The organism is Streptomyces liangshanensis (genome assembly GCF_011694815.1).
Classification (GTDB): Bacteria; Actinomycetota; Actinomycetes; order Streptomycetales; family Streptomycetaceae; genus Streptomyces; species Streptomyces liangshanensis.
On sequence record NZ_CP050177.1, the window covers coordinates 4846401 to 4861497 of the forward strand.

Here is a 15097-nt window from a genome sequence, read left to right on the forward strand (position 1 = left end):
CCCCCCGCGGCTCCTCCTCCGGGAGGAATCCCCTAGGGGCTTCTCCTTACTTCTGTCCAGGGGCCTGTCCTTCGGGTGGAGGACGCGTAGAGACGGCCGTGGTCTTTAGCTTGGACATACGGCAACGGCGGTCGCCGGTACGGGGGGCGACCGCACCCGGGGGGTGGGGAAAGCCCCCTGGTGAAGACACCGCCGCGCACCAGGGTGCGGGCGGGCGTCGGCCGACAGACTCGGAGCACATCAAGGGGACCCCGTCGCGGCGGACGCGGCGGGGGAACGACTCACTGAGGAGAATGACCGTGACAACGGCTGCAACCATCCCCAGGCACGGGGGCACTGGAGGGCGTACGGCCGTCGCGGCGCGAGCGCGGCAGGTCGTCAAGGCGTACGGGGCGGGCGAGACCCGCGTCGTGGCACTCGACCACGTCGACGTGGACGTCGCCCGGGGGGAGTTCACAGCGATCATGGGGCCCTCGGGCTCCGGCAAGTCGACGCTGATGCACTGCCTCGCCGGGCTCGACACGGTGACGTCGGGGGAGATCCACCTCGACGAGACCGAGATAACGAAGCTCAAGGACAAGCGCCTGACGCAGCTGCGCCGGGACCGGATCGGCTTCATCTTCCAGGCGTTCAACCTCCTGCCGACGCTCAACGCGCTGGAGAACATCACGCTGCCGATGGACATCGCCGGCCGTAAGCCGGACGCCGAGTGGCTGCGGAAGGTGGTGGAGACGGTGGGCCTGGCCGACCGGCTCAAGCACCGGCCGACGCAGCTGTCCGGCGGCCAGCAGCAGCGGGTCGCGGTGGCCAGGGCGCTCGCCGCCCGCCCCGAGATCATCTTCGGTGACGAGCCGACGGGGAACCTGGACTCGCGGGCCGGCGCCGAGGTGTTGGGCTTCCTGCGCCGGTCCGTCGACGACCTGGGCCAGACGATCGTGATGGTCACGCACGACCCGGTCGCCGCGTCCTACGCGGACCGGGTGCTGTACCTCGCGGACGGCCGGATCGTGGACGAGATGTTCCGGCCGACGGCCGAAGCCGTACTCGACCGGATGAAGGACTTCGACGCGCGGGGGCGGACGTCGTGACCGTGGTCAAGACCTCGATGCGCAACTTCTTCGCGCACAAGGGGCGGATGGCGCTGTCCGCCGTCGCGGTCCTGCTGTCGGTGGCGTTCGTCTCCGGCACGCTCGTCTTCACCGACACGATGAACACGACGTTCGACAAGCTCTTCGCCATCACCTCCCCGGACGTGACGGTGAGCCCCAAGTCGTCGGGCGGGGAGGGCGGCCAGCAGTCGGGGACCGGCAAGCCCGAGACCCTGCCCGCCTCGGCCCTCGAACGGGTCGGCGCGGTGGCCGGGGTGAAGTCCGTCGAGGGCGCGGTCAGCAGCGAGAGTGTGACCGTCGTCAACGCGGAGAACAAGAACGTGGGCGCCACGACCGGCGCCCCCACGTTCGTCGGCAACTGGACGCGCAACGACCTGCGTTCGATGGAGATCGCCTCCGGCCACGCGCCGCGCGGTCCCACCGAGGCGATGATCGACGCCGACACCGCCGACAAGCACCACATCAAGATCGGTGACGAGCTGCGCGCGATCGCCGTCACCGGGACCTTCACCAAGAAGATCACCGGCATCGCCGCCTTCAAGGTCACCAACCCCGGCGCGACGGTCCTCTACCTGGACACCGCGACGGCCCAGCGCGAACTGCTCGGCGGCCCCGGCCGGTTCACCCAGCTGCACGTCACCGCCGACGCGGGTGTCAGCGACACGAAGCTCAAGCAGGACGTGACGGCGGCCCTCGGCACGGGGACGTACAAGATCCAGACGCAGAAGGAGGCCGCCGACGCGAACCGTTCCGACGTCGGGTCCTTCCTGGACGTGATGAAGTACGCGATGCTCGGCTTCGCCGGGATCGCCTTCCTCGTCGGCATCTTCCTCATCGTCAACACCTTCTCGATGCTGGTCGCCCAGCGCACCCGGGAGATCGGGCTGATGCGGGCGCTCGGCTCCAGCCGCGGCCAGATCAACCGCTCGGTGCTCTTCGAGGCGGTCCTGCTCGGGGTGTTCGGCTCGGTCGCCGGAGTGGCGGCCGGGGTGGGGCTCGCGGTCGGGCTGATGAAGCTCATGTCGGCCACCGGCCTCGAACTGTCCACCGAGGACCTGACCGTGCGGTGGACGACCCCGGTCATCGGGCTCGTGCTCGGCGTGCTGGTCACCGTCGTCTCCGCCTACATCCCCGCCCGGCGCGCCGCGCGGATCTCCCCGATGGCCGCGCTGCGCGACGCCGGGACCCCCGCGGACGGGCGGGCCGGCCTGCTCAGGGCCGTCCTCGGGCTGCTGCTCACGGCGGCGGGCGGCCTCTCCCTCCTGGTGGCGACGCGCGCCGACGAGGCGGCGGCGGGTTCGCTGTTCCTCGGCGTGGGCGTGGTCTTCACGCTCATCGGGTTCGTCGTGATCGGCCCGCTGCTGGCGGGCGGTCTGGTCCGGGTGCTCAGCGCCGTGCTGCTGCGGGTGTTCGGCCCGGTCGGCCGGCTCGCGGAGCGCAACGCGCTGCGCAATCCGCGCCGTACGGGAGCCACCGGCGCCGCGCTGATGATCGGCCTCGCGCTGGTGGCGTGCCTCTCGGTGGTGGGCTCCTCGATGGTCGCGTCGGCCACCGACGAGCTGGACAAGTCGGTCGGGGCGGACTTCATCGTCCAGCCGTCCGTACCGAACACGCCGATCGTGCCGAAGGCGCAGGAAGCGCTGGAGAGCACGCCGGGCATCGCGCACGTCACCCAGTACCGCATGGTCGACGCCAAGCTGACCTCGCCGGACGGCAAGGCGGAGGACGAGGGCGTCATCGCCGCCGACCCGACGTACGCGCAGGACCTGCGCCGCGAGACCGTCGCGGGGGAGCTGTCGGCGGCGTACGGCAAGGACGCCATGTCCGTCGGGGACGCGTACGCCAAGGACCACGGCGTCAAGGTCGGGGACACGATCAAGGTCGCGTTCAAGGCCGGCGGGACGGCGGAGCTCAAGGTCGCGGCGATCACGTCGGACGACACGAGCATCGACAAGGGCGCGATGTACATCAACCTCACGACCGCCGAGCGGTACGTGCCGGCCGCCAAGATGCCCAAGAACATGATCATGTTCGCGGCGGCGCAGGACGGCAAGGAGAAGGAGGCGTACGCGGCCCTCAAGAAGTCGCTCGCGCCGTACCCGCAGTACAAGGTGCAGGACCAGACCGACTTCAAGCAGGACCTCAAGGACCAGGTCAGCCAGCTGCTCAACATCGTGTACGGGCTGCTGGGCCTCGCGATCGTGGTCGCGGTGCTGGGCGTGGTCAACACCCTGGCCCTGTCGGTGGTCGAACGGACCCGCGAGATCGGCCTCCTGAGGGCGATCGGCCTCTCGCGGCGCCAACTGCGCCGCATGATCCGCCTGGAGTCGGTGGTCATCGCCGTCTTCGGCGCCCTGCTCGGCCTGGGCCTGGGCCTCGGCTGGGGCACGGCGGCCCAGAAGCTCCTGGCCCTGGAGGGCCTGGGGGTCCTGGAGATCCCGTGGCCGACGATCGCGGGCGTCTTCGTGGCCTCGGCCTTCGTGGGACTGTTCGCGGCCCTGGTCCCGGCGTTCCGGGCGGGCCGGATGAACGTACTGAACGCGATCGCGAGCGACTGAGGCCGCCGCGCGGCCCGGAATACGTCATCGTGCGCAAGGCCCGGGAGGGGAGAAGCACCCCCTTCCGGGCCTTGCGCACGACCGGCCCGGGGAATCCCGGGAAGAAAGGGGTTGCACTGCCGGACGGGCAGTGGGTAGGTTCTGGTGTAGACCAATCACGGGGGTGGTTATGCATGGGGGCGACCGTGCGGTTGGCAAAACCGCGGCTTATCGTTCTCGACTTCGACGGAGTTCTCCTCGACACCGAACGCATCGCGGTCGAGGAATGGCAAAGGATTCTTCACCGGGAAAGGGTTGACCTCCCTGCCCCGCTGCCTGTCAGAACCGACGCCACACTGGATCGCGGCGCGCTGGGCGCCCGCCTGATCTCCCTTCTCGGAAAACGGCGCTCCGACGGGCTGTGGGAGGAATTCGAGCGGGAGAACCGCCGCCGCGCCGACGAGGAACCACTGCTGCCCGGCGTGGCCGCGTTCCTCGACGCCTGCCGCCGTGAGGGGCGGGTGCTGGCCCTGGCCTCCGGGAACTCCCGGGACTGGGTCGAGGGCCACCTGGACCGCCTCGGCGTGCGGGAGCACTTCGCCGCCGTGACCTGCGCGGGTCCGGACATCGCCGCCAAACCGGCGCCCGACGCCTACCGTGCCGTGCTGCGTGAGTGCGGCGCCGCGCCCGGGACCGCACTGGCCGTGGAGGACTCCTTCGCGGGTCTCCTCGCCGCGCGGGCCGCCGGCCTGCCCGTCGTCTGGGTCACCTCGTGCCCCCCGGGCGTCCCCGCTCCGACCGAGGTCGAGAGCCGTGTCCGGGACCTGGGAGAACTGGCCTTCGCCGCCTGAAATCTTTCTCCTGTACCGCCTTTCTGAGTCGCAGAAGGATGGAACTAGTGAGCCTCGCTGTCCGCATGGACGCGCTCGACCGAACCATTTCCGATCTGGATCCCCTCGAATTCGTCCGTCATGTCGACCACCTGACGGAACTCAACGCGCACGCCGACCGGGCCGGTCTCGAACGACTGGCCGACGACATGCTCGCGCGCGTATGGAACAACGTGTCCGATCTGCCGACCGCGGGCGCCGCTCTACGCGACCTCGGATTTGTTCTGGCCTCGCTGGAACGGCACGGCGTGGACCACCGCACCATCAGCGGCGCGGAGGAAACACTGTTGAAGCTCGGGGACATCACGGATGAAATCCCGAGGGACAGCGTCTACACCTACGCTTTACGCAATCCCCGCTCCGGGACCCGATTCTTCACCGGAATACCCGAGGAAATCCTTTTCATCGACCAGGTGCGCATCGCGGGCACCGCCCTGCGCCCGGCCGTCGACGATCTCGTCGCCACGCTCACGCTGCCGCTCCGCGACCCGGAGCTGACCGAGCGGCTCGCCCGGGCCGTCGCCGGGTTCAGGACGTTCGCCGAGGCGCTGCTCGCCGTCAAACGACAGGTGACACCCGAGGTCTTCTCGCACCGGATGCGCCCCTACTTCCCGCCGATGACGGTGGGAGGGACGGTCCTGTACGCGCCGGGCGGCGCCCAGATGACCCCGCTGCTGGTGGACATCGCGCTGCTGCGCCCGGAGCCGGGCGAGCCGGAGGCGGGGTGGTACCCCCGGTACCTGGACGAGAACCTGCCGTACCTCCCCGCCGCCTACCGCGAGGCGGCGGACGCGATCCAGCGGCACCGACCCCTGCTTCCCCGCCTCCTGGACGAGGCGGCGCGGGCCGGCAGCGCGCTCCGCGACGCGGGGCGGGAGGAGCCGGGCCTGCGCCAACTGCGGTTGCTGATGCGGGAAGTGCTGCGCTTCCGGCTGCCCCACCTCCAGCTGGCGCGGGCCAACATGGCCATCCGGGTGCCCGGTTCGCTGGGCAGCGGCGGATACACCACCAGTTCGCTCGACCAACTGGCCGAGCTGACGACCCGGCGCCACCACCAGCTCACCGACGCCCTGTCCGACGGGCCGCCGGCCGTACGGTCCACCGCACCCCCGACGCCCGAGGCGGGATGAGATGTTCGCTTCGTTCACCCCAGGGACCATCCACCACCCCTTCACCGGCCCGGTCGGCGCGGGCAAGGCGCTCGACCGGACCGCCGTCCGCTACCCGACCCGGCTCAACGCGATGGCCCTCCAGCCGGCCGCCGTCGCGGGCGACCACAACCTCCTCTACGACGCGGGCGAACTGGTCTTCTCCGTCGCGCGTTTCCACCGGGTGCGGGTACGCAGGCTCCCGCGCGGCCAGGACCTCCGCCTGGACCCCGGCATCCGCCGCCCCCTCCTCGTGGAGCACGCCGTCCGGGTCATGTGCGCCGCCCTCGGGGCGGACACGGCGCTCGAAGTGGCCGTGGACAGCGACCCGCTCCCGGTGCACGCCGGGTTCGGCTCCAGCAGCAGCCTGACGGCGGCCGTCGCGACGGCCGTCAACCACCTGTACGGCAGCCCGGTGGACCGGGCCGACCTCCTGCCGTACCTCACCAGCAACCACGGGGAGGAGCACGGCGAGGAGCCCGGCCGACTGATGCCCGTGCAGTGCATCGGCGGGTCGGCGGCCTCCGGCCTCCACCCCGGCGGAGTCCAGGTCGTGGCGGGCCGCAGCACGGTCGTCCTGACCGCGCCCGTGCCCGACGGCCTCTCGTTCGTCATCGCGGTGCCGCCGCCCGTGCCCGAGCGCTCCACGCAGGAGCTGATGGCCGCCGAGATCGCGCAGTTCGACCGCTTCCGCGCCACCGGCGAGCTGCACGCGCCGACCATCGCGTTCCGGATGCTGCACGAGGCGATGCCCGCCCTGGTGCGCGGCGACCTGGGGCCGCTCGGCGACCTGGTCTTCGACTACCGCTTCCGCATGGGCAGCATCGAGAACTGCTCCTTCTCCTACCCCGGGCTGACCGAACTCGCCCGCCGGCTGGAGCCGTTGAAGACCAGCGGCGCGGCGACCGTGCTCGCCCTGTCCTCGGTCGGCCCGGCGTTCTTCGCTCTCACGGACGACCCGGACCACTGCGAGGCGTTCTTCGCCGCGCAGGGCATGAGCACGCTCCGGGCCCGCCCGCACAACGGCACGTACGAGGAGATCCCGTACGACGGTACGGACGGGACGGAGCCGCACCACGGCATCGACGGGACAGACCCGCAGCACGGCACCGACGAGGAAAGCGAGATCACCCCGTGAACGGACCGAGCGCCCCCGAGGCGGCCCACGAGCGCGCCGCGGCCTACTGGAACGCGCCCGGTACGGTCGCCGAGTTCGCCTCCCTGACACCCCGCCCCTACCTCGTCGAACTGCTCGCCGCGTTCACGGGCACGGAGGCGGACCCGGCGGGCGGGACGCACGGGGCCGGCGCCCCGGGCGACCCGGGGCTCGCCCTGGACCTCGGGTGCGGGGGAGGGCGCAACACCCGGGCCCTCCTCGACCACGGGTTCCGCGTGGTCGCCATGGACCTGCACGAGGCGATGGTCGAGGCGACCCGGTCCGCGGTCGCCGGCTACCCCGCCGAGCGGGTCACCGTACGCGGGGGCGCGGCGCACGCCGTCCCCGCCGAGTCCGGGACCTTCGCGTTCGTCGTCTGCTACGGCGTCCTGCACAACGCCGTCGACGTCGCCCAGTGGCGTTCCTGCGTCACGGAACTGGCCCGGGTCCTGCGCCCGGGCGGGACGCTGGCCTTCAACTGCTTCACCTCCGACTCCCTCGATCCCCGGTTGCGCCCCGGCGGGGAGACCGGCCGCCACCTCCTGCCGGACGGCGTCCCCATGGTGCTGCTGCCGTCCGAGGAGATCGTCGACGCGTTCGCGCGCGCCGGGCTGGCCCTGGCCGGGCCGCCGCACACGTACGTACGCGACCTGGACGTCGGCCCCAGGGCCGTCCTGCGCTGCGAGTTCCGCAAGGAGGTGCGCTGACGTGCCCGACCTGCCCGACGGCTCGACCGAGACCGACCCCTTTCCGCGGACCGCGCTGTCCGCGGCCGAACTGGACGCCGCGCTCACGGCGCGGCTCGCCGAGATCCCCTCGTGGGACGACCCGGACGGTCCGGTACGGCTGGGCTTCGCCATGACCGAGCCGCACCGGCTCGCGCTCGACGCCGCCCAGCGGTTCCTCGCGCGCAACCCCAACAACGTGGGAACGCACACCCGCTTCGGGCAGGGCACGACCGGTACCCGCAGACTGGAGCGGGAAGCCGTGCTGGCACTGGGGGGTCTGATGCGTGCCGCCGCCGTGGACGGCTATCTCACCAGTGGGGCCAACGAGGGCACGCTCGCCGGACTGCGCGTCGGGCGCAACGCGCTGCGCGCGGCGGGCTGCCGCAGGATCGTCGTCCTCGGGCTGACCCTGACCCACCACTCGGTCGGCAAGGCGGCGGAGATCCTCGGCGTGGAGCACCGGGCGCTCACGCCCGGGCCGGACTGGGTGCTCGGACCGGCCCTGCTGGAAGAGGCGTTCGACGCGCTGGAGGCGGAGGCGGAGAGCCCGGACGGGGCCCTGGACGGGGTCGGCGCGGCGGGCGGTGCGGAGGGCGGCGCTGCGGGCGGCGCGCCCGTCGGCGTCATCGTCGTCTCCACGGCGGGCTACTACAACACCGGGCTGGTCGACCCCGTGGACCGCATCAGCGCCCTCCTCGGCCGGCGCACGGCCCGGCCGGGCGGGCTGCGCTTCTTCCACCACGTGGACGCGGCGCACGGCGGCATGATCCTCCCGTTCACCGACCCCGGCGTCCCCTTCGACTTCCGCAACCGGTACGTCCACTCCATGGTGCTCGACCCCCACAAGTCGGGTCTCATGCCGTACAGCTGCGGGGTGTTCCTCTGCCGCAAGGGCCTGCTCGGTCACGGCGCCGTCCAGGCACCCATGTCCGGGTTCGTGGACGAGACGGTGACCGGGTCGCGCTCGGGCGCCATGGCCGCCGCGCTGTGGTCGCTGGTCTTCGGCCTGGCGGCCGACGGTTACGTCCGGCTGTTCCGCGACTGCCTGCGCGTCCGGGACGAGTTGGCCGCGGCCGTCCTGCGGGCCGACCCCGATGCGGTGGTCCTGCCGTCCCCGGGCAACACCGTCCTCGTGGTGGGGTTCTCCTTCGACGAGGGCAGGCTTCCGGCCGGGCTGAGGGAGAAGTACCGGCTGGTCGGCAACCGGCTCCCGTGGACCGGGCCCGACGGGCGTACCACCGACCGCCTGTTCCACCACTTCTACGCCATGCCGCACATCACCCCGGCCCACATCGGGCAGTTCGAGGAACACCTCGCGGGGGCGGCGGCACTTGCCCGTACGGGAGGAACCACCGCCCTGCCGGAAGCCCCGCACGCGAAGCCCGGAACGGAATCGTCCCCCGGGACCGTCCCGTCCCCCGGCCCCGGGACCGTCCCGTCCGCGCTGAAGGGGCTGCGCGGCAGCAGCGCCTGCCTGCGCCACCTCGTCGTCCACCCTCCGGGCCGCCGCGACCCCGACGACCACCCGCACGCCTACTCGTTCCACACGTTCCAGAACCGCGCGGAGCTGGGCGAGCAGTTCCGGACCCGGCGCTGGGGGACGTCCGCCGCCACCGGGGGCGAGCTGCTGGTCTACGCGCCCGACCTCGACCGCCCCTTCGAGAACGAGCTGTTCGGGGTGGTGTCGCCGGACGCGTTCTCGCTGGAGGTGCTGGACCGCCACCAGCAGAAGCTCTCCCTCGTCGGGGCCGCGCACTTCTCCCTCTTCGAGGGCACCGGCCCCGGCTCACCGCTGCCGGTGGTCCTCGTCAACTTCCACGCCGACGGGCGCTTCCGGTCGGCGGAGTTCAAGTACGGGGACCGGTGGTACACCGACGAGATCCAGGTCTTCCGGGACACGATCGTCGTCAAGGTCGGCAAGGACGCGCGGAGCATCCGCCGCTCCGGCGACGACTACTCGTTCTCCCTCGACACCTCGCTGGAGCTGCGCGTCACGCTCGTCGACGGGGACGCGCCCCCGCACGCGGTGCGGTGGTCGGAGCACTGCGACCCCGCGCTGCCGCGCCGCCGCCATCTGCTGCGCGGCCAGTACAGCCGCTTCCCCAACCGTTTCTTCGACGTGATCGCCGAGCTCACCGTCGGCCGTGACTTCCGGGGGGCCGTACCGGCGGAGGAGCTTCTACGGGACGCCGCCCAGGGCAGTCCGCCGCTGGCGCGCTCCGCCGAGCTGGATCTCGTACGGGTCCTGCCGGGGTTCGCGGCGGGGCGCCTGGTGACCGCGCTGACCTCGGTCGCGGACGGCCGCGAGGCCGAACTGACCGTGGGCCTCGGATTCGGCACGGACCTGGCCACCACCCTGACCGGCCCGCCGGTCGGATCACCGGAACAACTCACGCCCGAAACAGTGGTCGACTGGGCCGAACGCCTGTACCCCCTGGTACGAACCCTCCGCGCCCCGGACACGGCAACGGCAGCCGCGCCCGCCGCCCCGACAGAACCCACGAGCGACACCGCCACCCGCGAGGGGGTCCGCCGCCGGGGCCCATCCACGGCCCCACGCCCATCAGCCCAGGCCCAGGCCCCGGACGCGTGGCTGGACGCTGACGCCGGCACCGGCGCCCGGTCCGGCTTGGGCGGGGGTGCGGCGTGACGGTTGCCGCGCTCGTCATGCTCTGGGGGGTGCTCGCCTGGGGGGTCCTGCTCACCACCCGAGCGTGGCTGACCGCCCGCACCCTGGACCACGAGCGCCGATCCACCCCCGCCGCGTCTGGTCCCACCCCCGCCCCCGCGCCCCCCGGGACGGAACCCCCGCATGTGGTTCTCCTCATCCCCGCCCTGCGCGAGCAGGACCTTCTGCCCGAAGTCGTCCGGGCCGTTGCCGCGCTCGACCACCCGGCCGGCCGGGCCCACGTGGTGGTCGTCACCACCGAGCGCGAGGAGGAGGCCAGGCGCCGCGACCTCGGCCGGGTGGGCGACCTGGTTGCGCGCCTCACGTCGGCCCCCGACACCCGTGCCGCCGCCGCGCACCTCGCGGGCGTCGTGCCCTCCACCCGCGCGCCCGCGCTCGCCGAGCGGGTCCGCGCCGCCGAGGACCCCGTCCGTACCCTCCGTACCGAACTGACCGCCCTCCCCACCACCCGGGACGTGGCGGTCGCACTCCTGCCCGCCCTCGCCGCCGAGTTCCCCGGGGTGTCCCTGCGCCACCTCCACCACGTGTCCACCGCCGGCGCCAAGAGCGGCCAGCTCGTCCACGCCGTCGAGCGGCTCCCCGGCATCCTGCCCGCCGACGCCGACCCGGCCCGTACGTACATCGGGGTCTACGACGCCGACTCCCAGCCCGACCGCACCACCCTCACCCACCTCTCGCGCGTCGTGGCGGCCGCCCACCGCCGCCAGGGCGAGGGCCCCGCGCTCGTCCAGCAACTCCCCCTCCAGCTGCGCCGGCCCTACGCCGCCCGCCCCGGCCCCGCCGACCTGCTGCTGCGCGCCCACGCGGCGGCGGACCTGCGCCGCCGGATGGGCGTCGAGGCGTACCGCATCCACGCCCAGGCCCGGCTGCGCCGACACCGGTGGCTCCCCGACCGGCTGCGGACCGTGCTGGAGCCGGTGGTGTACGGCATCGGCGCCGGCCTGTTCGTCCGGCACGACGTCCTGCTGTCCATCGGGATGTACGAGGAGCCGGTGGACGACCTCCTCGTCGGCTACAAGCTCTCCTCGGCGGGCGCCAGTACGGCCGTCCTGCCCGTCTTCAACCTGGTGGACCGGTACGCGCGCGTCGGCGCGCTCGGCCGCGCGTACAGCCTGGTGGCCCTCGGCAGCGCGGCGGGCTGCGCCCGGCTGGCCAGGGACCCGGTCCTGCGCGCGTTCGGGCGGCGCAACACCGTGGTCCTCGTCAAGGAGGGCCTGGACACGGTGTGGTGGTTCGCCGGGCCGCCGTGCGTCGCCGGGGCCGCCGCCTGGCTGCTCGTCGCGGGCGCCCCGGGCGCGCTGGCCTGGTGGGCCGGGGCGGCCGTCGCCTACCTGCTCGTGCACGCCCGGGTCAGCCTGCGCGCGGCGGACCGGTTCGTCGCCCACCACGAGGGCGCCAGGGCGCGCGCCGAACCCTCCGGGCCCGGGGGGTACGCGCGGCTGCTGCCCGCCTTCGTCGCCCAGCCCCTGCTGCACTGGCTCGGACCGCTGCGGCTGGCCGCCGCCCGGACGACGGCGGTGCTCACCCAACAGCCCCTGACCATGGGCAAGACCGAGCGATGATCACATGACCCACCCCCACCCTCACCCGCACCCCGACCTCGACCCCGACCCCCGCTCCGACCCCAACCCCCCGCCCCAGAAGGACGAACACCTCGTGCCCCTCGCACCCCACGTCACCGCGACCGCCCCCGCCGTCCAGCTGTCCACCGTCGTCATGGCCCACCCGAGCCGTGCCGCCGCCGCCCAGCTGCTCTGCGACAGCCATCCCGCCCTGGAGGCACGGGTCGTGACCGACCCGGAGCCGGACGGCCCCCCGTCCGCGCTGCGGACCGCCCGCCTCGCCTGGCGGTCCGTCGCGCCCGGCGCCACACACCACCTCGTCCTCCAGGACGACGCGATCCTCGCGCCGGACTTCGCCGAGCGCGTCACGGCGCTCGTGAGCGCCCGCCCCGAGGCCGCGGTGAGCCTGTTCACCGAGTGGGGTTCGCGGACTGCCAACGCCGTACGGATCGCCGCCCTGCTCGGGCACGCGTGGGCCCCGGTCGTGGACGACTACCTGCCGTCGGTCGCGCTGGTGCTGCCGGCCGGGCTGGCGCGGGGATTCGAGGAGTACGCGCTCACCAAGGCCGCCGGGGAGGACACGGACGACGTGGCGCTGCTCGGCTACCTGGCCGGCACAGAGACGCTGGTCCCGGTGGCCAACCCCGTCGACCACGCGAACCCGGCCAGCCTGGTGGGCAACGACGTGATGGGCCCGCGCAGTTCGGCCTGCTTCCCGGCGGCCGTCCAGGCCGCCGTCCCGCCGGGCGCCGCCGGTTCCGGCCGGCTGGGGGACCTCGCCACCGTCCCGTACTACTGCTGGTGGGAACAGCTCGCGGTGGCCTACGTCCAGGACCCCACGGCCCCCGACGGCTGGCGCCGGGTCCCCGCCGAGGACGTCCTCCTGGAGCGGGGCATCACCCGGCACGACGTGGTGACCGCCCTGCGCGAGACGCTGGAGGCGCTCCCGCTCCGGGAGTTCGTCCGGGACCGGGTGAGCGACGTGCTGCTCGCCGAGGTGTGGACGACCGCCTTCTGCCTGGGGGTGGTGACCCACGAGGCGGGTGGTGAGGCCGACCTCGCGGCGCCCCTGGCCCGTACCGCCCTGGACACGCTCGCGCCGGGAGCGCTGCGCCGGGTGATCCCCGTGCGCTGGCTGGGCGCCGTCGGCGAACTGCTCGCGCCGCTCGTGCGCGAGGGCGTCGCCCGGGGGATGGGCGCGCGGGCGGCGGCCGGGGCCAGGGTCGCGAATACCGCACCGGCCGGGCTCGGCGGGAACGCGGGCGCCGGGGCCGGCGGGAACGCGGGCGTCGGGGCGGAGAGGGAACCGGCCGTATGAGCGAGGTACATCCCGCGATCCGGGTCGCGGGCGTCACCAAGACGTTCCGCACCTACGACACGGGCGAGGCGCGCCGGTTCACCCTCCGCCCGTGGAAGCGGCCGGCGGCCGGCCGGACCGAGGCGCTCGCCGACGTCGATCTCACCGTGGAGGAGGGGGAGTTCATCGGGCTGCTGGGGCAGAACGGCGCGGGCAAGTCCACGCTCATCAAGGTGATGACCGGGCTGCTGCTCCCCGAGGCGGGCACGGCCAGGCTGTTCGGGCTCGACCCGTACGCGGACCGGACCGACAACGCCCGGAACATGGGCGTCACCTTCGGGCAGCGCACCCAGCTCTGGTGGGACCTGCCGGCCCGGGACTCCTTCGGCATCCTGCGGGACATCTACGGGTTGCGCGACGACGACTTCCACCGGACCCTCGCGGAGCTGGACGACGTCCTGGCCCTCTCCGGCTTCTGGGACACGCCCGTGCGTTTCCTCTCCCTCGGCCAGCGGGTGCGCTGCGACCTCGCGGCGGCACTGCTGCACCGGCCGCCGATCCTGTTCCTGGACGAGCCGACCATCGGGCTCGACGTGCTGGTCAAGGACCAGGTGCGGACCCTGCTCGGCAATCTGGCCGCGACCGGTGACCACTCGATCGTCCTGACGACCCACGACATGACCGAGGTGGAGGCCCTGTGCCGCCGCCTCGTGGTGATCGACCGGGGCCGCGTCGTCTTCGACGGCGACCGCGACGTCCTCACCGGCTCGGCGGCAGGCCCGGTCACGGTCCTGGTCGAGTTCGCCGCCCCGCCGGGCGCCCTCACCCTGGAGTCCGCGGCGGTGGAGTCCGTCGAGGGCACGTCCGTACGGCTGCGACCGCACCCCGGCACGGACCAACGCGCCCTCGCGCGCGAGCTGTTGTCGGGCCATCAGGTCCGCTCCATCGTCTTCGACGGTACGAAGGTGGAGGACGTGCTGCGCGCCCTGTACGCGCGCCCGGCGACCCGGGCCGACGACCCCGCGGACCCCGCGGACCCCGAGGACCTCGGCGCCGTCGGGGCGGCCGGGAGGGCGGGGGCGTGAGCGTCCGTACCGAAGGGCGGGGCTCCGGGACCGAAGGGCGGGGCCCCGGGTCCCGTACGGCCGGACCGGTCCCGGCCCCCCGGGCCACCGGCCGGCCCCGCGTCCACCGGCTGGCGGCGCTCGTGCCCCGTACCGAATGGGCGTACCGGCCGAGGATCGCGGCGACCGCGTTTGTCGTCGGCACGCAGGTGTTCCTGTACGTCGTCCTCTGGCGCGCCCTGTACGGGGAGGGCACCGGCCGGGTCGCCGGCATGGACGCCGACCAGGCCGTCAGCTACTCGGTGCTGGCCACCCTGATGGGGACGGGCCGGGTCATCCTGGAGGGGGCTTCGCAGGAGACGGCCCAGAGCAAGATCAGGGACGGGTCGGTCGTCTTCTGGTTCACCCGGCCCGTCTCCGCCCGCCGTTACTGCGCCTGGCGGGGGTTCGGGGAGAGCCTGTACGCCACGGCGTGGCTGCTCACCGGGCTGGCCGTGGGCGTGGCGACCGGTCTGGTCGAGGCCGCGCCGACGTTCGCCGCCGGGGCGACCGCCGCGCTCTCGTACGTCCTCGGCCAGGTCGTCTTCTATCAGATCGGCCTGCTGGTCGACCTGACCAGCTTCTGGACGATCACGAGTTACGGGGTGACCCGCCTCGCCGCGTTCGCGCAGGTGCTCCTGTCCGGTGCGCTGATCCCGCTCTGGTTCTTCCCCGGGTGGTTGGAGGCCGGCGCGAGTCATCTGCCGTTCGCCGCCACCGTCCATGTGCCCGTGTCGCTGTTCACCGGCCGGATCCCGGTGGCCGACGCGGTGCCGTACCTCGCCGAGCAGTTCGCCTGGTGCCTGGTGCTCGCCCTGCTCAGCCGGCTGATGTGGCGCCGCGCCGCGCGCCGTCTCCTCGTCCTGGGTGGTTGATCA

11 protein-coding genes are annotated in these 15097 nt (G+C 73.2%); all 11 read left to right on the plus strand.

The window, feature by feature from the left end; all coding sequences use genetic code 11:
• Positions 1-299 precede the first annotated feature (299 nt).
• The 11 genes from HA039_RS21030 (at position 300) to HA039_RS21080 (ending at position 15094) form a co-directional block, all read left to right on the plus strand.
• Positions 300-1088, plus strand: a complete 789-nt coding sequence (locus tag HA039_RS21030) for an ABC transporter ATP-binding protein (protein ID WP_167032315.1) — start codon at positions 300-302, stop codon at positions 1086-1088.
• Positions 1085-3667, plus strand: coding sequence for an ABC transporter permease (locus tag HA039_RS21035; protein ID WP_167032318.1), 2583 nt, complete (start codon positions 1085-1087; stop codon positions 3665-3667). Before HA039_RS21030 ends, HA039_RS21035 begins: the two co-directional genes overlap by 4 nt.
• A gap of 185 nt (positions 3668-3852) precedes the next feature.
• A complete protein-coding gene (locus HA039_RS21040; RefSeq protein ID WP_167032321.1) occupies positions 3853-4497 on the plus strand; it encodes an HAD family hydrolase in 645 nt (214 codons plus the stop codon).
• A gap of 47 nt (positions 4498-4544) precedes the next feature.
• Positions 4545-5666: a monodechloroaminopyrrolnitrin synthase PrnB family protein gene (locus HA039_RS21045; RefSeq protein ID WP_167032324.1), complete on the plus strand. Its 1122-nt coding sequence runs from the start codon at positions 4545-4547 to the stop codon at positions 5664-5666.
• 1 nt (position 5667) lies between these two features.
• Positions 5668-6822 (plus strand): GHMP family kinase ATP-binding protein, encoded by a 1155-nt coding sequence (locus tag HA039_RS21050; protein ID WP_167032327.1) that lies wholly within the window; start codon positions 5668-5670, stop codon positions 6820-6822.
• Positions 6819-7547, plus strand: coding sequence for a class I SAM-dependent methyltransferase (locus HA039_RS21055; protein WP_167032330.1), 729 nt, complete (start codon positions 6819-6821; stop codon positions 7545-7547). Before HA039_RS21050 ends, HA039_RS21055 begins: the two co-directional genes overlap by 4 nt.
• 1 nt (position 7548) lies before the next feature.
• Positions 7549-10218: a pyridoxal-dependent decarboxylase gene (locus HA039_RS21060; RefSeq protein WP_167032333.1), complete on the plus strand. Its 2670-nt coding sequence runs from the start codon at positions 7549-7551 to the stop codon at positions 10216-10218.
• Complete coding sequence (locus HA039_RS21065) at positions 10215-11819, plus strand: hypothetical protein (RefSeq protein ID WP_167032336.1); 1605 nt, start codon at positions 10215-10217, stop codon at positions 11817-11819. The genes HA039_RS21060 and HA039_RS21065 overlap by 4 nt, the downstream gene beginning before the upstream one ends.
• A 4-nt stretch (positions 11820-11823) precedes the next feature.
• On the plus strand, positions 11824-13137 hold the full coding sequence (locus HA039_RS21070; protein ID WP_208298673.1) for a hypothetical protein: 1314 nt from the start codon (positions 11824-11826) through the stop codon (positions 13135-13137).
• A complete protein-coding gene (locus HA039_RS21075) occupies positions 13134-14201 on the plus strand; it encodes an ABC transporter ATP-binding protein (RefSeq protein ID WP_208298674.1) in 1068 nt (355 codons plus the stop codon). Before HA039_RS21070 ends, HA039_RS21075 begins: the two co-directional genes overlap by 4 nt.
• On the plus strand, positions 14198-15094 hold the full coding sequence (locus tag HA039_RS21080; RefSeq protein ID WP_167032339.1) for an ABC transporter permease: 897 nt from the start codon (positions 14198-14200) through the stop codon (positions 15092-15094). Before HA039_RS21075 ends, HA039_RS21080 begins: the two co-directional genes overlap by 4 nt.
• The last annotated feature ends 3 nt before the right edge of the window (positions 15095-15097 follow it).

Excerpts from the sequence above, each read along its gene's own strand:
- HA039_RS21050 (WP_167032327.1), top strand. The coding sequence starts at position 5,668 with ATGTTCGCTTCGTTCACCCCAGGGACCATCCACCACCCCTTCACCGGC.
- HA039_RS21070 (WP_208298673.1), top strand. The coding sequence starts at position 11,824 with ATGACCCACCCCCACCCTCACCCGCACCCCGACCTCGACCCCGACCCC.
- HA039_RS21075 (WP_208298674.1), top strand. The coding sequence starts at position 13,134 with ATGAGCGAGGTACATCCCGCGATCCGGGTCGCGGGCGTCACCAAGACG.